Source organism: Arthrobacter sp. zg-Y40 (genome assembly GCF_020731535.1).
Taxonomy (GTDB): domain Bacteria; phylum Actinomycetota; class Actinomycetes; order Actinomycetales; family Micrococcaceae; genus Arthrobacter_B.
Genome location: NZ_JAJFZS010000004.1, coordinates 216,449 through 239,811, shown reverse-complemented (window position 1 = coordinate 239,811; position 23,363 = coordinate 216,449). Strand labels below are relative to the sequence as shown.

Genomic DNA, 23,363 nt, shown 5'->3' with positions numbered 1-23,363 from the left:
ATGTTATCCCTTTGGCTCGACTCCGCACCCGCCATCCCCTCCGGCCCGTTTGAACCCGGGGCCGCCTACGACACCGTGGTTGTAGGTGCCGGCCTGACCGGCCTGACCACCGCAGCACTGCTGGCCCGCAGCGGCCAGAAGGTGGTGATCCTGGAAGCCCGGACGGTGGGCGCCGTTACCACCGGCAACACCACGGCAAAGCTCTCACTGCTGCAGGGGACCATCCTCTCGGGGATCACCTCGCATCACAACGCCGAAATTGCCGGGCAGTACGTGGAAGCCAACCGGCAGGGACAGAGCTGGCTGCTGCGCTTCTGCGACGAGAACGGCATTGGGTACGAGACCCGCGACGCGTACACCTATGCCACTACCGAACAGGGGCGGAAGTCCCTGCTCAAGGAACAGGAAGCCGCCCGGGCGGCCGGCCTGGACGTTGAACTGACCGAGGACACCGAGCTGCCCTATGAGGTCACGGGGGCGCTGCGGCTGACCGGCCAGGCGCAGATCCATCCCCTGGAAGTGTTGGCCGGGCTGGCTCAGGATTACCGCGCGCACGGGGGAACACTGGTAGAGGGCGTCCGGGTGACCGGGGCCAAACACCAGGAGGGGGCCGGAATCACGGTACTGACCGGACAGGGCGAGGTTAGTGCCCGGAACCTCGTGCTGGCCACCGGCATTCCAATCCTGGACCGCGGCGGCTACTTCAGTGTCCTGAAGCCCGAACGGTCCTATGCCGCGGCGCTGCCCGTCACCGGCGCGGTGCCCCAGGGTATGTACCTGTCGGTGGATTCCCCCACCCGCTCGCTCCGGACCGCCGAGGTGGACGGCATGTCGTACCTGCTCGCCGGCGGCAACGGACACACCGTGGGGCGGAAGAAAAACACCCAGGAGCTGGTCGATGACCTGGTGGGGTGGACCGTGGAGAACTTCGAAGTGGGCACCGCAGCGAGCTACGCCTGGTCGGCGCAGGACTACGCGCCGGCGCGGAGCCTTCCCTACGTGGGCCAACTGCCGCTGATGGGCGCCAACATCTATGCCGCCACCGGCTACAACAAGTGGGGCATGACCAACGCGGTTGCCGCCTCACTGGCCCTGAGCGCGGAAATCCTGGGCGGCGAGAACCCGTGGGCAAGGGAACTGTACAAGCCCCGGGTCGCACCGCTGGATGCCGCCTCCACCCTGCGGGACAACGCCGAAGTGGGACTGGAAATGCTCACCGGCTGGGCATCCGGGCTGGCCCGGAGCACGGACACCGCTCCGCCGGAGGGGCAGGGTGTGGTTGCCCGGGAGAACGGCAAGCCCGTGGGCATCTGCACGGTTCGCGGAGAAACCAGCCGGGTATCGGCGGTGTGCCCGCACTTGAAGGGCGTCCTGAACTGGAACGATGCTGAACAGTCCTGGGACTGCCCGCTGCATGGTTCGCGCTTCAGCGCCCAAGGCGCGCTGCTCGAAGGGCCTTCCGTGAAGGATCTTGACCCGGCCTGACCTGTCCGGCCGGTTAAGCCAAAAACTGCGGATGCCGTACGGCATCCGCAGTTTTTGTGTCCGGCTAGAAGCCTGCGCGGGGACCGCCCGATTCGGGATCGTCCATGGCCGGATCGGCTTCCGGCGCGGCAGCAAGGCGTTCGGTGCTGGTGGAGGTTGCCGGAGCGGCGGGCGCCGCGGCGGGACCACCGGAACCCGTGGCAGCGTTTCCTGGTGCGTCCACGTTGCCGCGCCAGGAACCGGTCTCTGACCCGCGGCTTTCAATGAATTCCTTGAAACGTTTAAGATCGGACTTCACCTGCCGGTCATCGGCTCCTACGGCGGAGCCCAGCTTTTCGACCAGGGTTTCCGGGTCCCAGTCCAGCTGCACGGTGACCCGGGTCTGGGCATCGCCCAACCGGTGGAACGTGACGACGCCGGCGTGGGACTTCCCGTCTGTGCTCTTCCAGGCGACGCGCTCATCCGGATGCTGTTCGGTGATCTCGGCATCGAACTCCCGCTCCGTGCCGCCGATCTTGGTCACCCAGTGATTGGTGGTGTCCGAAAGCTGGGTAATCGAGATTACGCCGTTCATGAAGTGCGGAAACGACTCAAACTGGGTCCACTGGTTGTAGGCAGTGGTTACCGGTACTGCTACGTCGATTGACTCTTCTACGGTGGTCATACTGTCCCTCCGGTAGTGCGAATCCTGCCTCTGGCCGGGCCCTTTACCAGCAGCCCCGTTCTCCTCACGGTACACAGCAGCACCAACCGGTTCAAGCGGAAGGTAAGGTTGCTTATATTGGCATCTGCGGGTTCCGCAGGTTCTGGTCCGGCACGGCGCCCCGGGTTAGGGTGGGAAGCGATCCACCCGCCGGCGCACCGGAACCGGAACCGGCATCCCGGCAGGTGCAGAAGTACTCATTTTTCGTCACCATCGGAGGAAAACATGAAGGCATCAGAAGAGCTGGCCACAAACCTGCAGGCGGTCCTGGTCGATATGATCGAACTGCATCTGCAGGGCAAGCAGGCCCACTGGAACGTGGTGGGCAAGAACTTCCGCGACCTGCACCTGCAGCTGGACGAAATCATCGAAGACGCACGTACCTTTACCGACGAGCTGGCGGAGCGGATGCGCGCACTTTGGGCCGTTCCGGACGGCCGCAGCGCAGCCGTCGCTTCGGGCACCACCCTGCCGCCGTTCCCCGCCGGCCTCGTGGACACCCGCGACACCGTGACGCACGTGGTGGCGATGCTGAACGCCGTCGTCAAGACCATGCGCGACGTCCACGACCAGGTGGATGAAGAGGATCCGACCACCGCCGACATCCTGCACGGCTTCATTGCCAAGCTGGAGCAGTACGCCTGGATGGTGGATGCCGAAAACATCTCCGCCACGGCACAGGTGGTAACGCCCGAGGACAGCAACCTCGAGGCCACCCGCTAAGCACTGGTTCGCTGAGGACCCGCGCCGCCGTTCCCACGGAGGTGCGGGTCTTTTGCATTCCCGGCCGGTCAGCCTGAGACGGCCAGGCGCACTTCCTCCAGCAGTCCGGCCATGTGCGCCAGCGCAGCGGCGTCGTCGCCGCCGGCAACCGCTGCGGCCACCAGGGCATGTCCGCTCAACGCTTCCTCGGTGGGGTGCGGCGGCATCATTTTGTGGATGGTGCGGCCGGTCAGGACCGCGGCAACCACTTCCTGCAGCGAAGCGAACATATCGTTGCCGCTGGCGCGCAGCAACAGTGTATGGAATTCAATATCAGCCTGCAGGAAACCTTCCAGTTCCCCGGCTTCGCCCAGCCGGCGCAGCTCTGCCGCGAGTTCCACCAAGCGCGCCCGGTCGACGTCGGAGGCCCGGCGGGCGGCGCCCGCGGCAGCCACTGGTTCCACACCCACCCGCAGTTCAGTCAGGGTCCGGAACTGCTCCGTCCTCCCCGGACCCTGCAGCCGCCACTTAATGACGCGCGGATCAAACACGTTCCACAACCCGGGTTCCAGAACCACAATGCCCACGCGGCGCTTGGAGTACACCAGGTTCATCGATTCGAGGATCCGCATGCAGTCCCGAACCACGGTCCGGGAAACACCGAATTCCTGCTGGAGTCCTTCCAGGGTCAGCCGGTCCCCCGGCATCAGCACGCCGGACACTATGTCCTGCCCCAGCACCTCTATGATTCTGCCGTTCAGGACCACCGCTGCTTGGGGAGCGGGTGCGGCGCGTTCACTCATGTCTGCATCATTCCTGTTATATTCCGTACACGGCATCAATTGGCATTGCGGGCTGCACACAACCCCAAAAGACGGATCGATGCCGCAGACCTCGCTTCACCCTAGTTGTCCAGTGCTCCTCCCCATAGCGTCGCGGCGTTTGGTGATACCTTTGTGACGAATTGCTTTCAGCATTCACAAAACCCTCGACAACGGCGTCCTCCAAGGAGTTGGAAATGGCCTCCACCGCTCAGCACCTCGTGATTATGGGTGTTTCCGGCTCCGGTAAAACCACCATCGCCAATCTGCTCTCCAAGCGGCTCGGCTGGATCGCCGCCGAGGCCGATGAATTCCATCCCCCGGCCAACATTGCCAAGATGTCCGCTGGAACCCCGCTGGACGATGAGGACCGCTGGCCGTGGCTGTATTCGATCAGGGACTGGATGGGCACCCAGGCCGGCAACGGCCGGTGCACCATCGTGACCTGCTCGGCCCTCAAACGGACCTACCGCGACGTGCTCGCCCAGGCGCCCGGCACCGTCCATTTCGTCCATCTGGACGGCAGCAGTGAAGTGCTGGAAGAACGCATGAAAACCCGCAGCGGCCACTTCATGCCGCCCTCTCTGCTGCCGTCCCAGCTGAGCACCCTGGAGCCGCTGGCACCGGACGAAGACGGCCTCCGCCTGGACATCACTTCGTCTCCGGCGGAAATAGTGGACACGGTACTGCGGCACCTGGGGTACGCCGTCGCCTGAGGCGCCATCGTCACGGCGGCGTCGCCGTGAACCGCTGCCGCCCGAAACCGTGGAAAAATAGAAAGCTTTCTATTTTTCCGCCCTTTATCACCGGCGCCTGCTCCGCCCTTTCGAAGGATTTCTTACACCATGATGGGTGGCCACCATGCCGCTAGCGGCGCCGCGGCCTGGGTTGCCGTTGCTTCCACTGCCCCGCACGCCCTTGGCTGGTACCCGGTCACACCGCTGGGCGTGGTGACGGGTGCCCTGTTGACGGCCGGTGCGGCACTGCTGCCGGACCTTGACCACCACAGCGGCACGATAGCCCATTCACTGCCGCCGATTACCAAGATCCTGGCCCGCCTCACCGAAACCATCAGCGGGGGGCACCGGCGCGGGACGCACTCGCTCCTGGGGCTTGCCGTGTTTGTTGCCCTTGCTACTGCGTTGGGCAAGGTGACGGCGGACGTACCCGTCTTCGGTTCGGTGGCGCTGGGTGCGGGCATCCTGTCCGTCCTGCTGATGGGTTTCGCTTTCAAGGCCCTGAAGATCGCCGGCGGACCGGCCCGCAGTTGGTTCCTCGCCCTGGCGTTTTCCGTTTTCATTGCCGTGTACGCACCGGAGAACAATGACTGGCTGCCAGTTGCCGTGGGCCTGGGTGTGGCCGTGCATATCCTGGGTGATCTGCTGACCCACCAGGGCGTGATGGTCCTGTGGCCGCTGCGGATCAAACGTCCGCGTTCCCTGGCCCGCTTCCCGGTGGTCAACAAGCTCTGGCGCAGCAGCGGCAGTTTCTCCCTCCCCCTGATCGGAGCGGCCGGTTCCTGGCGGGAATGGGCCATCATGGTTCCGGTCACTGTCTACGCGATCTTCGGGGTCACCATGGCGGCTCTGAGCGCAGTCACCGGCTGGTCACCGTACACCTAGCCGTCCCGGCTGCAGCCTTCCCTGTGTGCAGGGCTAGGGTTGAAGTGTGGAACTGGCTCTCTTCGCAGTAGTAGGCGTTTCGGTGATTGTGACCGTAGCGGCTTTCTCCAAACGTCTCGGCATCGCGGCTCCCATCATCTTGGTGGTTGTGGGATTTGCCCTGTCCTATACCCCCGGCGTGCCGGCGTTCTCCGTTCCGCATGAGTGGATCCTGATGGGTGTGCTGCCGCCGTTGCTCTACGCGGCGGCTGTCAACGTGCCCGTGGTCGATTTCAGGCGGAACATCGGCGCGATTTCCTCCCTCTCGGTGTTCCTGGTGCTCGTGTCCGCCTTCGCCACCGGGACGGTGCTTTATGTGCTGCTCCCGGACCTGAATTTCGCAGCCGCCGTGGCCCTGGGCGCCGTCGTCAGCCCGCCCGACGCCGTCGCCGCCACTGCGATCGGCAAGCGGCTGGGACTGCCGCCGCGGCTGGTGACCGTCCTGGAGGGCGAAGGGCTGGTCAATGACGCCACGGCGCTGGTGCTGCTGCGCTCCGCCGTGGCTGCCTCGGCCGGTGGGCTGTCGAGCATCTGGGCAGGCATCGGAGACTTCGGATTTGCCGTCATCACGGCCATTGCCGTGGGACTGCTGGTAGGCGCCGCCACAGTCTTTCTCCGTTCCAAGCTGCACGACCCGGTGCTGGACACCGCTATTTCCTTTGTGGTGCCGTTTGTGGCGTTCATTCCCGCCGAAGAAGTGGGCGCCTCGGGTGTGCTGGCCGTGGTGGTTGCCGGGCTATACACGGGACACCGCAGCGCTTCAGCGTTCACGGCGCAGGTGCGGATCAATGACAGCATCAACTGGCGCACCATCTCGTTCCTGCTCGAAAACGGCGTATTCCTGCTGATGGGCCTTGAGTTGCGCCATTTGGTGGAAAACGTGGACACGGCACTGCTTTCGGTGTGGGACGCCGTGCTGATCGGACTGATCACCACCGGCCTGCTGGTCCTGGTCCGTTTCGCCTGGGTCACTCCGCTGATCTACGTGCTGCGGGCCAAAGTACGGTACCAGGACCTGCGGACCCAGCGGTTCCGGCTGGGCTTGGACCGCATCAAGGCCGGTGGCTTCACCAATGAGCGCAAACGCAGGCGCCATCGCCGCGCTGAGCTGCTGTATCGACGGCGGCGGGCCGACGTCGAACAGTTGCGCCGCGAGGGTCTGGGCTGGCGCGGCGGCGTAGTGATTTCCTGGTCCGGCATGCGCGGAGTGGTGACGCTGGCCGCCGCCCAGTCCCTGCCGGAACAGACCCCGTACCGCGAACAGCTGGTGCTGATTGCCTTTACCGTGGCTGTGGCCACCCTGCTTCTGCAGGGTGGAACCCTGCCGTGGGTGATCCGGGTCCTGGGTGTCCAGGGACGCGACGTCGCGGCAGACCAGCGGGAACTGGCCAAACTCCTGGATGAACTCAGCGGCGCCGGACTGACGATTCTGGAAGAACCGGCGGAATGCCTGGGTGCGCGGGAGGAAGTTGATCCGGATGTGGTGGAACGGGTCCGGCAGAGCACCTTCCTGCGCAGCGAACTGGCTTGGGAACGGGTACGCGCCTTGGGCATGAGCGAGGAGGCGACGCCGCAGCTGCAGTACCGCCGGCTTCGCCGCGCCGTCGTGGAAGCCGAACGTGACCAGCTGCTGGTGGCCCGGCGCGAAGGGCGGTACGCATCCCGGACGCTGGCGGAGGCGCAGCGCCTGCTGGATCTGGAGGAATCACGGCTGCGCCCGCGGCTGGGCGAACGCTAGGACTTCCGGGGATTAGCCGCGGGCGGGTTCTTGGCGGGCATGCAACCAGGCGGACGGAACATCCGTTGACAGGTCCAGCTCCGTTCCCGTCAGGGCTGTGTGGACTACCCTCACGACGGCGTCCCACACCAGCGATGAGGGTTGGGCATCAAGCCGGATGCCCCCGTCCGCTGGAATAACCGAATAGTGTCCGGCCTCCCCAGCATGAAGCCACCGGAAGCCGGCGTTTGCTTCCAAATGCGTAATGGACCATTCCGTCCACGGCGCCTGCCAGAGCCTTGTGACGGCTTCAGTGTTGTTCGGTACGGGAACCGCAACACCGGCCACGCGTGCATTGAACGTGGCTCCATCAATAACCACGGGATCATGCTGCATTGTCCAAGCCGGGCCGATCCCCGCCCATGAAACGAGGACCAAAGCCGCATCGGTGGATTTCAGCAGCCGCAGTTCACGCTTGCCCTCCCCCGGCAGGGACGAGCCGTAGAACGAAGGATCTGCCGATATCAACGCCAAATCCTCACCGATCCACACTTCTGCGACGCTTTCTGCCCCGTTGCGGTGTGCCTCAGCCCTCAGCCGGCCGACGCTGTTGCTGCATGGTGCAAGGAAGGCTCCACCCATTTCGGTCAACTTGCCCTGCTCCGTTACCATGCCGGCGGCCACGAGCTCTGCGACCTCCCTCCCGGAACCGGAGAGTTCAAACCTGCCCAACCCTCCCCTCCCGGTCAGACTCTGGAAAAGATCAACGGCGGCACTGGTCAGCAGGATTCCCGCCTCTGAATACTGCTGACCGGCTGCAATCTGCTTAAGGCCTTCAACAGGAGTGTTCCGCTGCTGGGAGGCATACGCGTCGGGGTAAGGCTCTTCACCGGAGACCAGCCCGATATTGGCGAGCTGCAGTTCATACGTAGACCCGTGATCAACCACAGCAAGTTGGTCCACGAGGTATTCGAACAGGGGTTTGAGTGCTGTGTGATCCTCCAGGGCATAACTCGCAGTGGCCTCGAGGACCCCGCCTCCTATAACCCACAGCCAGCGGTCAACGCAAACGGTGTGGCCCTCTGCCGTGTACACGAACCGGTGCCTGCGCCCGGGGAGGGACTGCCCGCGCTCCGTGTCAAACACCTTCGGCCACTCATCCACGGAAAGGACATGGATAGGAGCAAGTTCCCGGATAGTGGCAGCCAACCCGTTCGCTGCAATCCGCATGAGGGGAACTCCGCCGTTTTTTCCGCTGCGGAGAATTAGATTCGGGCGGAACCGCCCCTTGGGCACCGGAGGGTGTGCAATTATCCAGCTTCCTTCCGGCCCCGGTACCTGCTCCCAGTTGGGCGGGAGTGCGGCACTAACTCCTCGAAAAGCTACGCGTGTGAAAAACAGCTCCATCAAATGTCGCTTTCCCTGTATCCTCCGGCTGAACCGCGTTCACTACCGGCAAGACTATTCATTTCCGTTTGCTTCGCTTTCCGGATCCGCTGTTCCTGTTTCTCCCTGGCCCTCTCTTCCCTGATCCATTTGGGCTGGAACAGGCGCGGCATCCAAAAGTTACCAAGTATGCCGATAATTGCCATCAGGAAGTACAAAGGAAGGAAAACCAGGCCAATCAGCGGATAAACGCCGGGCTGGATAACAATCTGCGTCACAGGGAAAAGCGCAAACGCGGCACCGATATATGCGCTTGCCAGCGCAGGTTCTCCCGTCCAAAGGATGTTAAGCCCCGTGCGGTAGTGCCTAAAACGGCCGGTGTAGACCAAGAGTCCGGGGATCATGACCAACAGCCCAAATACAGCAACACCAAGAGTTACCGCGGTTTCGGGATCCATAACTGCCCCTGTCTTTTCTTCGTTTAGCCGTTCTTATCCCGTACGGGAGGGTGGTAAATCGCTACAAACCTACCATTTGCAGGCACTGCGGACCGTGTTCAGCCTCCGAACAACTTAGCTACGTTGCCCACTTTTTCGCGTGCCTTGTCGACGGCTTCCTCAGCAGCCTTCTTGGCGAAATCAATCCGCTTATTGGCCTCGTCAGCCGCGTCTTTCGCGAAATCCTGAATGTCCTCACCCTTTTCCTTCGCGAAGTCCTTGAGGTCTTCGCCCTTTTCCGCTGCGAAGTCCTTCAGCTCTTCGCCCCTATCCTGAAGGAAATCTCCAGCAGCTTGGACGCCCTCCTGGGCATAATCCAACCCCGGCCCCCGCAGATAATCCCAACCGGCCTGAAGTCCGTCTCCCACAAATTCCGTGGCAGACCGGCCGCCCAGCGCCTCCCACTCGTGGTCGGCGAGCCATCCCACGAAGACGCCCACTCCAAATCCGACCACAGTGCCCAACGGCCCCCCGAAGCTGCCAATCGCTGCGCCCATGGCCCCCGCACCCCAGCCGGCAGCCATGCTGGTGCCCGTCCGGAAAACGGCCTTCTCGTGGGCGAGGGCCGTCCTCTCGTCCTCACTCATTTCAGGGTGCTCTTCCAGAAGCCGGTTGTACTCGTCCTGGTATTGCGCGCTGTAAGTGAAACCGCCACCAACCAGGGTGCCCACAGGTCCGGCGACTTTGGCAGCCTTTGCCCACCCGCTTGCATCACGGAGAGGCACGTCCGGGACGAACCGTCCCTGATGCGTATCCACGTAATTGCGGTACCTCGCCGACTTGTTATACAGGCGCTCGTTGCGCTCTGGACGCAGGTCAAAATACGTGCGCTGTCCGGGGTGTCCGGGGGGATGGGACTTGACCGCGTTCAGGGCCTCGTCCACGACGGCGCTCGTTATAGCCCCCGGGAAGCTGGTTGCGAAACCGACAAACGGGTTGCTTTCACCGGTGGCTGCGTCGAGAGCGTTGACGCATTCCTCTTCCAGTTGCAGCATCTGCGCCGTCAGATAATCCACCTGGGACTGGAGCTGGCCAGCGTTAGCCGCGGCGTCGGCGGCATCTTCCTTTGTACAGGCCGCACTGTTGACAAAGGCATTGTGCACGCCAATCTCCGCCAGGACAGCTGTCCGGGCGGCCTGGAGACCTTCAATACCGGCGGCGAAATCACGCAGTGCTGCGGCCGCCAGCTCGGAGGCCGCGCGCACAAACTCTCCGTGCGGAGTGATATTGGCGAACACACCCAGCACGGTTTCCACTTCGGGCGCCTCGTAAAGGCCCTGAAGTCCGTTCCACTGCGCTGCAACAACAGCCACGGCGTCGTCCAGTTTTGGACCCGCATCACCAATGGCCTGGGCGCCGGCGTTCAGCAGCTCCGGCGACGGCCATCCATTCAGCCCTGCAGTGTTAAACGCCATATCAGTACACCGCCAGCATGCCGCGCGAACCGAACGCTGCATGTTCCGGTTCCAGATCCGGTGCCCGGTCCACGCTTTGGCGCGCCGTTTCCGCCATGGCGCTGTCCCCCACGATGTATGCACTAACCGCCTGGCTGACGCCGTCCACCGCGTTCTCCACCCTGGCCGCAGCAGCCTGCGCCTGCTGGGCAAGCATCTCGTGCACAGCTCCCAAAGCTGCTGCAACCGCGGGACTGCCGCATCCGGACGCCGCCTCTTCATAGGCGGAGTCCAAGGCGGATGCAGCGGAGACTATTCCGTCATCGTCACGCACCCTCGCCAGCAGGCCGGAACAGCCCGCGACATCTATGTTGTAGCCGGATATGGCCATTGGTCCCCCATCGTCCCCCGCCGATTCTCTGCGCCGGAACAACACCCGTGCCGACGCTCGGAAAACAACTTACCGGCATCCGGCGTAAAGGCAATGGGGAGAACTGCCCATGCTGGAGGGCGGGTCAGGGCAGCAACATGGCCTGTTCAGTCCTGGTGCAGCTGGATGTAGTTGCCGCAGCCGTCGTCGAAAACAGCCTGCGCACCCATTGCATCCAGGGTCGGTTCGCCGATGAACTCCACCCCCAGGCCGCTGAGCCGGTCGTACTCCGCCTGCACATCCCGGACACCAAGCACCAGTACCGGGAGCTGCTGTGCGTACAACCCGGCCCGGTAGGCTTCCGCCACAGGATCTTCGCTGGGTTCAAGCAGGAGGCCTGGCCCTCCCGGTTCCTCCGGGGAGCACACAATGAACAGGTTGTACTCCGGCATGGCCATCAGGGGTTCCATGCCGAGGGTCCCCGTGTAGAACCCGTAGGCCCGCTGCGGGTCCAGCACGTGGATACTGCTCATCTTGATTCGCATCCGCGAAGAGTACCGCCAAATCCGTCCGGAGCGGTACGCGGTACAAGTCAGCGGCTGCGACGCGGTTTGCCGCTCTTGCCTGCACCCTTGGCGGCACCCTTGCCTGTGGCTTTTCCCTTGCCGCCGGCGCCCTTGCCTGCCGTGCGGCCGCCGGACTTGGCCGCCGGCTTGCCCTCGCTGCGGGACTGGCGTGCCTTCGTCCGCTGCCGCGCCGTCGTTTTCTGCTCTTCGAGGACAGAAGGCTGGCGGGAACTGTTGGCAGTGCGCCCCCGCACCACGCCCACAAACTCTTCGACGTCATCGCCGTCCCGTTCCTGCAGCCACGCGATGCCGATCCTCGTGGGCGGCACCCCGTTCACGGGGCGGGCCGTGACATCCTTGCGCGAATACAGCCGCGCCACCGACATGGGCAGGATAACGACGCCGCTGCCCGCCGCCACTACTTCCAGGGCGACGGCGGCTCCGCCCATTTCTGCCACGTCCAGGAGGGTTTCGCCGTCCAGATCTGCCAGTTCAACCTCGTCGAACGCCGTAAGGGGGTGGTCCTTCGCCGCTGCGGCAACCGGCTGCTCCTCATAGAGCGGAATGAGGTTCAGCCCCTCCGGACGTGTGAAGCCGGAAGCGGGAAGGCGTACAAAAGCGAGATCGGCGCGGCCGGAGGACAGTTCCTCCACAGCGGCAACTTCCTCACACTGGAACGTCCGCAGTTCCTGGTCCTTGCGTTCCTGCCAGCGGGTAATCCATTTACCCGGGGTCACGCCCGGAACATAGGCCACGGTCAGCGGCCGTGGAGTCGCCCCGTTCTGAAGAGCTGAAGTGTCTGTGGGCATCAGAACACCTTAGCCCACCGACCCGGGCGGCGGCGTGCGGATACCCTTGGAATATGACCACCGAGAAATCCTCCCAAACCATGAAGCCTGCCACGGCAGCCAAGAAACTGGGCATCTACCTGCCCGCTGCGCCGCAGGACTTCCAGGACGGGCCCATTTCACGCGCCCAGTTTGACGAACTCCAGTCCAACCCGCCGGAGTGGCTCAGCGAACTGCGCCGCAACGGGCCGCACCCGCGGCCGGTGGTGGCCCAGAAGCTCAACATCTCCATTGGCGGCCTGACCCGGTCCGGCATTACGGAGCCGCTCACCACCGAGGAAATCAAGGCACTGCTCGCCCAGCCCCCGGCCTGGCTCGTGGAAGAGCGGGCCAGTTTTGCCGCCGTCCGCGCCGAAACCCAGCGGGTCAAGGACGCAGAGGCGAAGAAGGCCGAACGCTCCTAAGTACCGCTCTGCTTCCAAAGGAGGGGACCGCCTGCTGCCAGGCGGTCCCCTCCTTTGTGCTCTGTGTCCTGCGGATGCACCGTTTCTATACGTGCACCGGGCTGGATCACCGCACCCGGGCATAAAAAATGACCCCGGCTGGTGAGCCGGGGTCATTCCTATCTGTGCGCGAGGGGGGATTTGAACCCCCACGCCCTTTCGGACACTGGCACCTGAAGCCAGCGCGTCTGCCGTTCCGCCACTCGCGCAAAATGGTTTCCCTAGGAAGCTATGTGCGAATGATCTCAAATCTTCCTGAGACCATCTGCGTTGCGTTTCCTCGGGAACAGCAGAATCAAGCATACCGGCATTTTGGCGAAACACCTAAACGCCCCTTCGGCAGCCCCGAAATCCGCGTCATTGCAGGGATCCGGGTGTGGGACGGGCCGCAGCGGGTGCCCAGGTGCGCGGTCCGGATACTTCCAATAAACGCACCGCAAAGATCCCTCGGGGGCTTGACGGACACGGAGTACCGGGAGGCGCGGTAAGACATTTATCAGCGCTCCCCAGTAGTATCGAAGTGGACGTATGTACCTGTGACCTGCCGGAACCAGTCCCAACGCAGTCCCGGCGGTTCATTCCGCCCGGCGCCCCGGCGCCGGGAGACGGGTGGCAGGCGTGGCTATTCACCGGACAGGACGCGGAAGGAGACGGACATGGGCTTACTCGACAATGTCGAACGCGGCATCGAGAAGATGGTCCGCGGCGCTTTCACGTCCGGCTCCTCTGGGCGGGTAGAACCGCTGGAACTGGCCATTGCGCTGCGCCGAGAGCTTGATGAGCGCTCCATGGTCCTCGGGCAGGGACGCACCTTGGCTCCCAACGTTTTCACGGTGCGGCTGTCCAGCTCGGACTTCACACAGGCCCAGCAGTGGGGTGCCCCGCTGGCGGAAGAACTGTGCGACGTCGTCATTAAGCACGCGCGCAGCCAGTCCTACAGCCTGCAGGGTCCCGTCCGGGTGTCCTTCACCCGTGACGCCTCATTGAAGTCCGGGGTACTGGAAGTGGATTCCGCCACCGAGAAATCCCCCTCAGCCACGCCCAGGGTTCCGCAGCCGCCGGCACCCCGGCAAGGCCCCTCGGCCCGGGTGCAGCCGGTCCTGGACATTGACGGACAGCGTTATTCCTTGAATGCGCCGTCGGTGGTCCTGGGACGCTCTTCCGAGGCCGACATTCTTGTGGATGACACCGGTGTTTCCCGGCGGCATCTGGAAATACGCACCGAGAACGGTGCAAGCCGCGCCATTGACCTGGGCTCCACCAACGGCAGCTTCGTCAACGGCCAGAAAGTTCAGGGTGAAGCAGTGCTTACCGACGGATCCACCATTGCCATGGGACGTACCCGGATAGTCTTCCGGCTGCTGCCTGTCCGGGCCGGAGGACGTTAGTGCTGGGCGAACTGACCGAAACCCTTTTGCGGTACGGCTTCCTACTGGTCCTGTGGATCATGGTGATCTCCGTAGTGGGCGCCATCCGCCGCGACCTTGCCGTGGGCAGCCGTAACCGGACCGGAACCCCCACCGCCCGGCAGATGCGCCGGAACCCCGAGTTGGAGAAGCGCGCCCCGGCCAAGGTCACGCCGCGGGAACTCGTTGTCACGGAAGGTCCGCTGCGCGGCACCACCCTGGACCTCGCCGCCAGTCCCATCCTGCTCGGCCGCGCACAGGAAGCGACCCTCGTCCTTGAGGACGATTACGCTTCCGGCCGCCACGCACGCCTGTTCCCGCAGGGCAGCCGCTGGTTCATCGAGGACCTGGGTTCCACCAACGGCACCTACCTGGGCGGCAGCCAGCTCACCCGGGCGCTGCCCGTGGAACCCGGCGTACCTGTCCGAATCGGCAAAACGGTCATTGAGCTGAGGCCCTGACCGTGGCTTTGGTCCTTCGATATGCAGCACGTTCCGACGTGGGCATGGTTCGTTTCAAGAACGACGACTCCGCCTATGTGGGGCGGTACCTTGCAGTGGTCGCTGACGGAATGGGCGGCCACGCCGGCGGAAACGTCGCGTCTGCCTCCACCGTGCTGGATTTGGTGCATCTGGACAGCCGGGTCCAGGAGGACGAGCCGCTGACCGTCCTTGCGGACGAAATCCAGGCCGCAAACTCCATCCTTTCCGAACTGGTGACCACAAGCCCGCAGCTCTCCGGCATGGGCACCACCGTCACGGCACTGCTGCTCCATGACCGGCGGCTGGCCCTGGCCCACATCGGCGATTCCCGCGCCTACCGGCTCAAGAACGGCGAGTTCAGCCAAGTCAGCATCGACCACACTTTCGTCCAGCGCCTCATCGACGAGGGCCGGCTGCGGCCCGAAGAAGCTGAGGTCCATCCGCATAAGAACGTCCTGATGCGCGTACTGGGCGACGTCGACGCGAGCCCGGAACTGGACCTGGCCACCTTCGATGTGGAACCGGGCGAACGCTGGCTGCTGTGCTCGGACGGCCTCACCGCCGTGCTCCGCGACTCCGATATCGAGGGCGTCCTGCGGGGCACCTCCAACCTCCAGCAGTGCGTCGACACGCTGGTGGAACTGACCCTCGCCGGCGGTTCCCCGGACAACGTCACTGTTGCAGTGATCGAGATCGATGATGATCCCGACGCCGGGTCCGCTCCGTCCACTGCTGCGATGACAGAGCTTCCCGCCGGGCCGGGCCGTCCCCGTCAGGCAACCATCTCGGCAGCCCCTGCCGTGAGTACCCCGGCACCGGCCGTGACCGAAGGCAAGGACGAGGCCGATTCTTCCGGCGAAGATAAAGAAGACGACGAAAGTCTGCAGGAACGCGCGGAGCTGATCCGGCAGGACCTCTCCTCGCGCCCCCATGTCTTGGTGGGTGCAGCATCGCTGGCCACCGAAACCGGCCAGATTCCCATTGTCACTAAGCGCTCGGCCGAGCGCCGCGCCGCCCGCATGCTGACGCACAAGGCCGACGACGCACAGTCGCCGGGGCTCGCTGCGGAGGACACAAAGCGGCCCGGTTGGCGCCGCTGGCTGCTCCCGGCTTTCCTCACCGTACTGGCCCTGTTGCTGGCGGCCGTGATGTGGCTCGGGTACACGTGGACCCAGACCCGTTACTACGTGGGCTCCTATGACAACCGGGTGGCCGTCTTCAACGGTGTTTCCCAGACCATCGGGCCCATCCATCTTTCCCACGTCACGGATATTTCCGACATTCCCGTGGACAGCCTTTCCGAGTACCACCGCAACCGGGTGGAAGACACTCTTCCCGCGCGGGACCTCGAGCATGCCGACCAGATCGTAGAGGATCTGCGGGACACTGCCAAGGCTGTCATGTGTCCTCCTGTGGATCCGGCGCCGGGACCCAGCTCCACGCCGTCCACTTCCACACCGGGTCCCACTTCCACGGCGCAGCCCGACGCTGCGGCCAACAGTGCCTGCGGAGGTAAGCAGTAATGTCTGATCTCCTGACCGTTGCCAAACCCCGCCGCAACATAGAAGCCCTGCTCCTGCTGGTCGCCCTGCTCGTCGGGGTGGGTGCCAACATGATCGTCGGCCTGGATGAGGACCGCGGGTTCGACTCCGACTTCTGGGTGCAGGGCGGCACGCTGATGGCCCTGGTGGTTGTTTTCCACCTGGTCCTGCGCTTCCGGGCGAAATATGCCGACCCGGTAATACTTCCCATTGTCACCGCCCTCAACGGCATTGGTTTGGCAATGATCCACCGCTTGGACATCACCAACGGCGACACCGCAGCGGACCGGCAGCTGCTGTGGAGCACCGTGGCCGTTGCCGCGGGCATCGCCGTGATGTTCGTGATCAAGGATCATCGGATCCTGCGGCGCTACACCTATATTTCGCTGATCGTCAGTGCCATCCTGCTCCTGCTGCCGCTGACGCCGCTCGGAACCACCATTAACGGTGCACGGATCTGGATCAATGTTGGTGTGGGTACCTTCCAGCCCGGCGAAATCGCCAAGATCACCCTGGCTATATTCTTCGCCGGGTATCTATCCACCAACCGGGATCTGATCCTCCTGGCCGGCCGCAAGGTCGGTCCCCTGCAGTTCCCGCGCATGCAGGACATGGGTCCCATGATCGTGGCGTGGCTGGTCAGCATCGGAGTGCTGGTCTTCCAGCGGGACCTCGGCTCATCCATTCTCTTCTTCGGACTCTTCATGGCGATGATCTACGTCGCCACCAGCCGGGTGAGCTGGGTGGTCATCGGACTGGGCCTGCTCGCCGTAGGCGGGTTTGCTGCCCTGCAGCTGTTCGGCCATGTTCAGCAGCGTATCCACGGCTGGCTCAACGCCTTTGACCCCGAGGTCTACAACGCGGTGGGTGGAAGCTACCAAGTGGTTCAGGGTCTCTTCGGACTGGCGAGCGGCGGACTGATCGGCACCGGTTTGGGCCAGGGCCGCCCGGATCTGGTGACCTTCGCCAACAGTGACATGATCATTGCCGCCCTGGGCGAAGAACTGGGCCTGATCGGCATCTTCGCGATTGTCCTCATGTATGTACTTCTCGTATCCCGGGGCTTCCGTGCCGCTCTGGGGACCAAAGACGGGTTCGGAAAACTGCTGGCGTGCGGGCTCTCGTTCACCATTGCGCTGCAGTGCTTTGTGGTCATTGGCGGTGTTACCCGGTTGATCCCGCTGACCGGCCTAACCACGCCGTTCATGTCCGCCGGCGGTTCGTCGCTGCTGGCGAACTGGATCATTGTGGCCCTGCTGCTGCTGATTTCGGACGCTTCCAGGCGCCCAGTGGCCTCCGGACCGGTGTCCACGGACATGGTTCCGGCCATGAGTGAATCCCCGATCGGTGCTTCTGCACGCGGCCGGCGCACCCCTAAGGAAGGAGTCGAATGAACCAGGCCATCCGGAACAGCTGGGTAGTAGCCCTGGCAATGTTCGCGCTCATTCTCGGGTCGCTGACCTACGTGCAGTTCTTCGCGGCTGAGGACTTGAACAAAAATACTGACAACCGGCGTTCCATTTACCGGGATTTCGGCGAGAACCGCGGCTCCATCCTGGTGGACGGCAAGGCCGTTGCCGAGTCGGTTCCTTCCAATGATGAGTTTAACTACCAGCGGGTCTACAACAACCCTGAGTTGTATTCGCAGCTGACCGGCTTCTTCAACCTCAACGGCACCTCCCAGCTGGAAACGGCGATGAATGAAGAACTTTCCGGCAACAGCCCGCAGCAGTTCTACGACAAGCTGGTCCAGGTCTTTTCTGGGGCCCAGAGTCAGGGCGCTTCAGTGGAGCTGACCATTGATCCGGAACTGCAGCAGCTGGCCTATGACCTCATTCCGGACGGCCAGAAGGGCTCCATCGTGATGATGGACCCGAAGACGGGCGACGTCCTCGCCATGGTCTCCAAGCCCACCTATGACACGAATGCACTGGCTGTGCACGACACCGGCCTGATCGAATCGACCATGGCTGAACTCACCTCCATCCCCGGACTGTCTCCGTACATCAATCCGGCCACCGAATCGCTGCTGGCTCCCGGCTCGGTGTTCAAGCTGGTAGACACGGCCGCAGCCCTGGAATCGGGAAAGTACGACGCCGACAGCGTGATTCCGAATCCGCAGGAATTCCTGCTCCCGGGAACCAATACCTACCTGCCGAACTTTGTCACGGGTGCGTGTTCTTCCCGCTCCGAGGCCGACTTCGCATTTGCCCTGGCGCAGTCCTGCAACACGGTCTTTGCCCAGGTGGCCCTTGAACTCGGGCAGGACAACTTGGCGGCACAGGCAGAGAAGTTCGGCTTTGACACTCCGCTGACCATTCCCACACCCGTGGTTCCCAGCCACTTCCCGGATAACGAGGACCAGGCCCAGCTGGCACTATCCTCCATCGGTCAGGGAAGCGTCACGGCCACGCCGCTGCAGGTCGCCATGATCTCCGCTGCCATCGCCAACAACGGCGAGCAAATGACCCCCAATTTGGTCCGCAGCGTCCGTGCACCGGACCTGTCCGTGATTGACGAGCCGAAGCCCACCAAGCTCAACACCTCCATCAGTCCTGACACTGCTCGGCAACTCACCGAATGGATGGTGGGTGTTGTGGATAACGGCAGCGCCAGTGCCGCCCGTATTCCCGGCGTAAAGGTGGCCGGGAAAACCGGCACTGCCGAGGTGGAGGGCCGGGGCGACAACGCCTGGTTCACCGGCTTCGCACCCGCCGACGATCCCCAAGTTGTCATTTCCGTCGTCATGGAAGACGTGGACCTGACGACCGGTGCCCAATTGACCACTCCAAGCGCGCAGAAACTCCTAGAGGCGGTGTTGAATAAGTGAGGCCTACATCGGGTATCACCTTAGGCGGCAGGTTCCAGCTGACCGACCGTATTGCCATCGGCGGTATGGGCGAGGTCTGGAAGGCACGGGACCTGGTCCTGGGCCGCATTGTTGCCATTAAGATCCTCAAGGAGGAGTACACCGGCGACCCCGGATTCCTCAACCGCTTCCGTGCGGAGGCCCGGCATACGGCGCTGCTGAACCACCCCGGCATTGCCAATGTCTTTGACTACGGCGAGGAAGAGGGCTCCGCCTACCTCGTGATGGAGCTTGTCCCCGGACAGCCGCTTTCCACCATCATCGAACGCGACAAGGTTCTATCGCCGGACCGGACCCTGTCCATCATCGGCCAGACCGCCACTGCCCTGGCCGTTGCCCACCATCAGGGACTGGTCCACCGCGACGTCAAGCCGGGCAACCTGCTCATCATGCCCGACGGCAAGGTCAAGATCACCGACTTCGGGATTGCCCGCATCGCCGACCAGGTGCCCCTGACCGCCACCGGCCAGGTGATGGGCACCGCCCAGTACCTCGCCCCGGAGCAGGCGACAGGACAGCAGGCCACCGGTTCCAGCGACATCTACGCCCTCGGCGTGATCGGCTACGAACTGCTGGCCGGACGCCGTCCGTTCTCCGGCGAATCCCAGATCGCCATCGCCTTGGCCCAGGTCAACGACACCCCGCCGCCGCTGCCCGAGTCCATTCCCGAGCCGGTCCGCGCCCTGATCATGTCCATGCTCGCGAAGGACCCGGCGGACCGCCCGGCCGACGCCGAAGCCCTCGCCCTGGCCGTTGCGGCCATCCGCCGCGGCGACATCAAGGCAGCTGAGACCGCTGTGCCCGGAATGCTGCTGTTCGCATCCGGCGCCGTGACGGCCCCGGTGCCCACGGCGGGCACTGCTGCCACGCGCGTGGTGGACACGGCACCGTCCACGTCGGCACTGCCCACCGTTGCCGGCGCCACGGTAGCGGGCGATGCCTCCACCGGCCAGCTCGCCGCGTCCCGTGAGTGGACCGACGACGACGACGTCGACTACGACGGCGCCGACGATAACGGTGACGTCGAGGAAGAAAAGCGCGGGCGCAGCCCGTGGACCATTCCGCTGATTGCCCTGCTGGTACTCATTTTGGCCGGTGTGGTGGCCTTCTTCGTCCTGACCGGTTCAGACGACAATGCAGACCCGGATCCGGCCGCCAGTTCCTCCGCTGCCAGCCCGTCCAAGAGCGCTTCGCCCTCCAAGTCGCCCTCCAAGTCGCCGTCGGCCACGCCGTCGGAATCTCCCAGCGATGAGGAAATCTTCGTTGACTCCACCGCCTATGCGGGCCGGCCGGTCAATGATGTCTACGCGGAACTGCTGGATCTCGGACTGCAGGTCAACCGGCTCCCGGTTTCCGACGCCAATGTTCCCGAGGGAATGGTCATTGAGGTTAATCCCTCCGGCAGCCTCGTTCCGGGGTCTGCGGTGACCGTCGTCTACTCCTCCGGACCGGAACTTGTTTCGGTACCGTCGCTGACGGGGCTTGACGAAGCGACTGCACGCCAGCGGATCGCCGACGCCGGTTTGGTGGCAAGGAACGGCGGCAGCGAGCCGTCAAACGCCAGGGCCGGCACGGTCACCCGCGTGGACCCAAGCGAAGGCGCTGCGGTACCCCAGGGCTCCCCGGTGACCTACTTCATTGCGCAGGCACCTGCACCCGCCCCGGCACAGCCCTCTCCCACCGCCCCGTCACCCTCCACCAACGGCGGCGCCAGCATCGGCGACACCGCCCAGTCCGATCCCAGCACCACGACCGGCAACCAGTAACCATGAGCGCAGATTTCCTTCGAGGGCAACCCACCCTCAACACCGACAACGTCCTGAACGGACGTTACGAGGTCGGTGAACTGATCGGACGCGGCGGCATGGCCGACGTCTACCTTGGCCGGGATATCCGCCTGGGCCGGACTGTCGCCATCAAGGTGCTGCGCCCGGACCTGGCACGGGATCCACTGTTCCAATCCCGTTTCCGGCGTGAAGCGCAGGCAGTCGCGGGGCTGAACCATCCCTCGGTTGTATCGGTTTACGACACCGGGGACCAGGAATCAGCGTCTACCCGCGACGATGTCCGGCTGCCCTACATCGTGATGGAATACGTGCCGGGCCGGACCCTGCGGGACCTCCTGAAGGCGGACGAGCTCACCATCGACAAATCGGTGGAGTATGTCCTGGGCGTCCTGGCCGCTTTGGATTACAGCCACCGTTCCGGGATTGTCCACCGCGACATCAAGCCCGCCAATGTGATGGTTACGGTCGACGGCGGCGTGAAGGTCATGGACTTCGGCATCGCCCGTGCCATGGCGGATTCAGCTGCCACCATGACGCAGACCCAGGCAGTGATCGGCACCGCCCAGTACCTTTCTCCGGAACAGGCACGCGGTGAAACAGTGGACGCACGCAGCGATCTCTACTCCGCCGCCTGCCTGCTTTTCGAATTGCTCACCGGCAGGCCGCCGTTCACCGGTGACAGCCCGGTGTCAGTTGCCTACCAGCACGTCCGCGAGCTGCCCGTGGCGCCCAGCAGCCTCAACCCCGAGGTTTCAACGGCCCTGGACGACGTATTGGAACGCGGTTTGGCCAAGGACCGGAACCACCGTTACCAAACGGCGCGCGAGTTCCGCGAAGCTCTGCTGGCGGTGCGCGACGGCGGACCCGCCACGGCTGCCACACAGGCGATTGCGGTGCCCCCGCATGCCGTACATCCGGCTGATCCGCAGGATGAGGAACCGCGTACCCGCGCCATGGCCAAGGTTCTGGCGGGCGGTTCGCTTACTGCCGAGGAAGACGCGGATCGTCCGGTCCTGAACATCGGTTCCACGGGGGAGCGCGAGCCGCAGCAAAAGGCACGGCGGCGTGCCTGGACCACCGTTTTCGTCATTCTCCTTGTCCTGGTCCTGGGCGCGGCCGGGGTTGTGGGCTGGAACGTGCTTAACGCCAAGCCCGCGGCTCCCACCACGGCCTCGGTCCCCCTTGTGGAAGCGATGTCGCAATCCGATGCCTTCAACGCGATAGTGGACGCCGGTTTCCGTGCGCCGTCCATCAGCGAGGAGTACAGCGATACCGTGCAGGACGGGCTGGCAATACGAACCTCCCCCGCCGCCGGTGCAATGGCCCATCTGCAAGAGGACATCACGCTCTATATCTCCAAGGGACCCTCCACGGCAGAGATCCCGGGCGACCTGATCGGAATGACCGAGTCCGGTGCCCGTGATGCGCTGCGCGAGCTGGACCTCAAGGGCGGGGCCACCAAAACCGACAACAGTTCCACCATGTCCGAGGGGCGTGTGCTGGGGACGGAACCCGCTGTCGGGGAGCGAGTGCCCGCTGGTACCGAGGTGAACATCATTGTGTCCACCGGCAAAGTGGTGGTCCCGGATCTGGCCGGCCTCACACGTGAGCAGGCTGAAGCCACGCTGTTGGATCCCACGCTGCTGCTTACGCCGAAGCTGGTGGAGGTGGAGTCCACCGAAGCTGCCCCGGGTATTGTGCTCTCACAGAGCGTTATGCCGGGAACCGAGGTCGCGCCGGGGACAAGCATTGTGGTGAACGTAGCGAAGGCCCCGGCTGAGCCCAGCCCGTCCCCCTCGCCGTCGTCCCCCAGCCCGTCTCCGAGCGCCGCCCAGCGCTAGGCGGCGTTCGGTTCCTGCGCCGGTCGGCCGGTGCGGGAGATCAGCGGGCTGAGGGTCGATGCATGGGCGGCGGCGCCGGCCAGGCCGCAGGACTCCAACCAGTTTCCCAGCATCTGGTAGCCGCCCTCCGTGAGGACGGACTCGGGATGGAACTGAACCCCGGACAAAGGCGCCTCGGTGTGGCGCAGGCCCATGATGATGCCGCTGGCGGTGCGGGCGGTTACCTGCAGCGAAGCCGGCACACTGTCCGCTACGGCCGCCAGGGAATGGTAGCGGGTGGCGGTCAGCGGGCTGTTCAGCCCGGTGAACACATCCTCACCTCCATGTTCCACCAACGAGGTCTTGCCGTGCATTAGTTCCGGAGCGTGCGTTACCGTTCCCCCGAAAGCCTCGGCCAGGGCCTGATGCCCCAGGCAGATGCCGAGCATGGGGGTTCCGGTGGTCCCGCACCAGCGGATCAGGTCAATGGACACACCGGCTTCGGCCGGGGTCCCCGGACCGGGGGACACCAGCACGCCGTTGTGCCCTGCCGCCAGTTCCAGTGCCTGTGCCGCGTCCAAGTCATCGTTGCGGACCACCGTGGTTTCCGCTCCAAGTTCCCGCAGATAACCCACCAGCGTGTATACAAAGCTGTCATAGTTGTCGATCACCAGGATGCGCGTGGTCATAGTGCTAGGAACCGCCAATCGTTGACTCCGTGAAGGATGGAAGAAGGCTGGTCTCTGCAAGCCACGGGAAAACAAACTCCATGAGCACCAGCACAGCTGCGGCAATAAGCACCGCGGAAAGGAAAATCCGGACCCACAGCGGGCCGGGCAGGCGTCGGAAGAGCCATGCATACATT

General features: G+C 64.1%; 22 protein-coding genes, 1 tRNA gene and 1 pseudogene. 13 read left to right on the top strand and 11 right to left on the bottom strand.

Annotation, left to right across the window (positions count from 1 at the left end; translation table 11 throughout):
* Complete coding sequence (locus tag LJ754_RS06085; protein ID WP_227925939.1) at positions 1-1,485, top strand: FAD-dependent oxidoreductase; 1,485 nt, start codon at positions 1-3, stop codon at positions 1,483-1,485.
* A gap of 214 nt (positions 1,486-1,699) precedes the next feature.
* Here the strand turns inward: LJ754_RS06085 and LJ754_RS06080 are convergent.
* Positions 1,700-2,149, bottom strand: a pseudogene (locus LJ754_RS06080) (SRPBCC family protein); the annotation flags it as partial.
* Between the two features lie 264 nt (positions 2,150-2,413).
* On the opposite strand from LJ754_RS06080, the gene LJ754_RS06075 reads away from it, so the two are divergent.
* Complete coding sequence (locus tag LJ754_RS06075; protein WP_227912375.1) at positions 2,414-2,911, top strand: Dps family protein; 498 nt, start codon at positions 2,414-2,416, stop codon at positions 2,909-2,911.
* Between the two features lie 68 nt (positions 2,912-2,979).
* On the opposite strand, the gene LJ754_RS06070 is transcribed toward LJ754_RS06075, so the two are convergent.
* The gene (locus LJ754_RS06070; RefSeq protein WP_227912374.1) at positions 2,980-3,693 is read right to left on the bottom strand and encodes a FadR/GntR family transcriptional regulator; all 714 of its coding nucleotides are present in this window, start codon (positions 3,691-3,693) and stop codon (positions 2,980-2,982) included.
* Between the two features lie 215 nt (positions 3,694-3,908).
* On the opposite strand from LJ754_RS06070, the gene LJ754_RS06065 reads away from it, so the two are divergent.
* The 3 genes from LJ754_RS06065 (at position 3,909) to LJ754_RS06055 (ending at position 7,110) form a co-directional block, all read left to right on the top strand.
* Complete coding sequence (locus tag LJ754_RS06065) at positions 3,909-4,427, top strand: gluconokinase (RefSeq protein ID WP_227912373.1); 519 nt, start codon at positions 3,909-3,911, stop codon at positions 4,425-4,427.
* Between the two features lie 129 nt (positions 4,428-4,556).
* Positions 4,557-5,333, top strand: a complete 777-nt coding sequence (locus tag LJ754_RS06060; RefSeq protein WP_227912372.1) for a metal-dependent hydrolase — start codon at positions 4,557-4,559, stop codon at positions 5,331-5,333.
* Between the two features lie 46 nt (positions 5,334-5,379).
* The gene (locus LJ754_RS06055; protein ID WP_227912371.1) at positions 5,380-7,110 is read left to right on the top strand and encodes a cation:proton antiporter; all 1,731 of its coding nucleotides are present in this window, start codon (positions 5,380-5,382) and stop codon (positions 7,108-7,110) included.
* Positions 7,111-7,122: 12 nt separating this feature from the next.
* Here the strand turns inward: LJ754_RS06055 and LJ754_RS06050 are convergent, their stop codons facing one another.
* The 6 genes from LJ754_RS06050 to LJ754_RS06025 form a co-directional block, all read right to left on the bottom strand.
* A complete protein-coding gene (locus LJ754_RS06050; RefSeq protein ID WP_227925938.1) occupies positions 7,123-8,319 on the bottom strand; it encodes a hypothetical protein in 1,197 nt (398 codons plus the stop codon).
* Positions 8,320-8,495: 176 nt separating this feature from the next.
* Positions 8,496-8,933, bottom strand: coding sequence for a hypothetical protein (locus LJ754_RS06045; protein ID WP_227925937.1), 438 nt, complete (start codon positions 8,931-8,933; stop codon positions 8,496-8,498).
* Positions 8,934-9,031: 98 nt separating this feature from the next.
* Positions 9,032-10,387 carry a hypothetical protein gene (locus tag LJ754_RS06040; protein ID WP_227925936.1) on the bottom strand — a complete coding sequence of 452 codons (1,356 nt, stop codon included), beginning with the start codon at positions 10,385-10,387 and terminating at the stop codon, positions 9,032-9,034.
* A gap of 1 nt (position 10,388) precedes the next feature.
* Positions 10,389-10,757 (bottom strand): DUF6507 family protein, encoded by a 369-nt coding sequence (locus tag LJ754_RS06035; RefSeq protein ID WP_227925935.1) that lies wholly within the window; start codon positions 10,755-10,757, stop codon positions 10,389-10,391.
* A gap of 146 nt (positions 10,758-10,903) precedes the next feature.
* Positions 10,904-11,281, bottom strand: a complete 378-nt coding sequence (locus tag LJ754_RS06030) for a VOC family protein (protein WP_227925934.1) — start codon at positions 11,279-11,281, stop codon at positions 10,904-10,906.
* A 47-nt stretch (positions 11,282-11,328) separates the two neighbouring features.
* Positions 11,329-12,111, bottom strand: coding sequence for a LysR family transcriptional regulator substrate-binding protein (locus LJ754_RS06025; RefSeq protein WP_227925933.1), 783 nt, complete (start codon positions 12,109-12,111; stop codon positions 11,329-11,331).
* 80 nt (positions 12,112-12,191) lie between these two features.
* Between LJ754_RS06025 and LJ754_RS06020 the strand changes: the two genes are divergently transcribed.
* A complete protein-coding gene (locus LJ754_RS06020) occupies positions 12,192-12,554 on the top strand; it encodes a DUF5997 family protein (RefSeq protein WP_227912426.1) in 363 nt (120 codons plus the stop codon).
* 165 nt (positions 12,555-12,719) lie between these two features.
* Here the strand turns inward: LJ754_RS06020 and LJ754_RS06015 are convergent.
* Positions 12,720-12,802: transfer RNA gene (locus tag LJ754_RS06015), tRNA-Leu, on the bottom strand.
* Between the two features lie 447 nt (positions 12,803-13,249).
* Between LJ754_RS06015 and LJ754_RS06010 the strand changes: the two genes are divergently transcribed.
* Genes LJ754_RS06010 through pknB form a run of 7 tightly spaced genes read left to right on the top strand, consistent with a single transcriptional unit; the run spans position 13,250 to position 22,519 of the window.
* Positions 13,250-13,981 carry an FhaA domain-containing protein gene (locus tag LJ754_RS06010; RefSeq protein ID WP_227912368.1) on the top strand — a complete coding sequence of 244 codons (732 nt, stop codon included), beginning with the start codon at positions 13,250-13,252 and terminating at the stop codon, positions 13,979-13,981.
* A 2-nt stretch (positions 13,982-13,983) separates the two neighbouring features.
* Positions 13,984-14,460 (top strand): FHA domain-containing protein FhaB/FipA, encoded by a 477-nt coding sequence (locus tag LJ754_RS06005; RefSeq protein ID WP_227926051.1) that lies wholly within the window; start codon positions 13,984-13,986, stop codon positions 14,458-14,460.
* A 2-nt stretch (positions 14,461-14,462) separates the two neighbouring features.
* A complete protein-coding gene (locus LJ754_RS06000; RefSeq protein WP_331461511.1) occupies positions 14,463-16,004 on the top strand; it encodes a PP2C family protein-serine/threonine phosphatase in 1,542 nt (513 codons plus the stop codon).
* Positions 16,004-17,416 carry an FtsW/RodA/SpoVE family cell cycle protein gene (locus tag LJ754_RS05995; RefSeq protein WP_227912367.1) on the top strand — a complete coding sequence of 471 codons (1,413 nt, stop codon included), beginning with the start codon at positions 16,004-16,006 and terminating at the stop codon, positions 17,414-17,416. The genes LJ754_RS06000 and LJ754_RS05995 overlap by 1 nt, the downstream gene beginning before the upstream one ends.
* Positions 17,413-18,852, top strand: a complete 1,440-nt coding sequence (locus LJ754_RS05990) for a peptidoglycan D,D-transpeptidase FtsI family protein (protein WP_227925932.1) — start codon at positions 17,413-17,415, stop codon at positions 18,850-18,852. Before LJ754_RS05995 ends, LJ754_RS05990 begins: the two co-directional genes overlap by 4 nt.
* The gene (locus LJ754_RS05985) at positions 18,849-20,657 is read left to right on the top strand and encodes a protein kinase domain-containing protein (protein ID WP_227925931.1); all 1,809 of its coding nucleotides are present in this window, start codon (positions 18,849-18,851) and stop codon (positions 20,655-20,657) included. Before LJ754_RS05990 ends, LJ754_RS05985 begins: the two co-directional genes overlap by 4 nt.
* A 2-nt stretch (positions 20,658-20,659) precedes the next feature.
* Complete coding sequence (gene pknB, locus LJ754_RS05980) at positions 20,660-22,519, top strand: Stk1 family PASTA domain-containing Ser/Thr kinase (RefSeq protein WP_227925930.1); 1,860 nt, start codon at positions 20,660-20,662, stop codon at positions 22,517-22,519.
* Here the strand turns inward: pknB and LJ754_RS05975 are convergent.
* Both LJ754_RS05975 and LJ754_RS05970 read right to left on the bottom strand, forming a co-directional pair.
* Positions 22,516-23,187: an aminodeoxychorismate/anthranilate synthase component II gene (locus tag LJ754_RS05975; RefSeq protein ID WP_227925929.1), complete on the bottom strand. Its 672-nt coding sequence runs from the start codon at positions 23,185-23,187 to the stop codon at positions 22,516-22,518. The two genes, pknB and LJ754_RS05975, sit on opposite strands and share 4 nt — an antisense overlap.
* 4 nt (positions 23,188-23,191) lie before the next feature.
* A complete protein-coding gene (locus tag LJ754_RS05970; RefSeq protein ID WP_227912362.1) occupies positions 23,192-23,362 on the bottom strand; it encodes a hypothetical protein in 171 nt (56 codons plus the stop codon).
* Position 23,363: the final 1 nt, after the last annotated feature.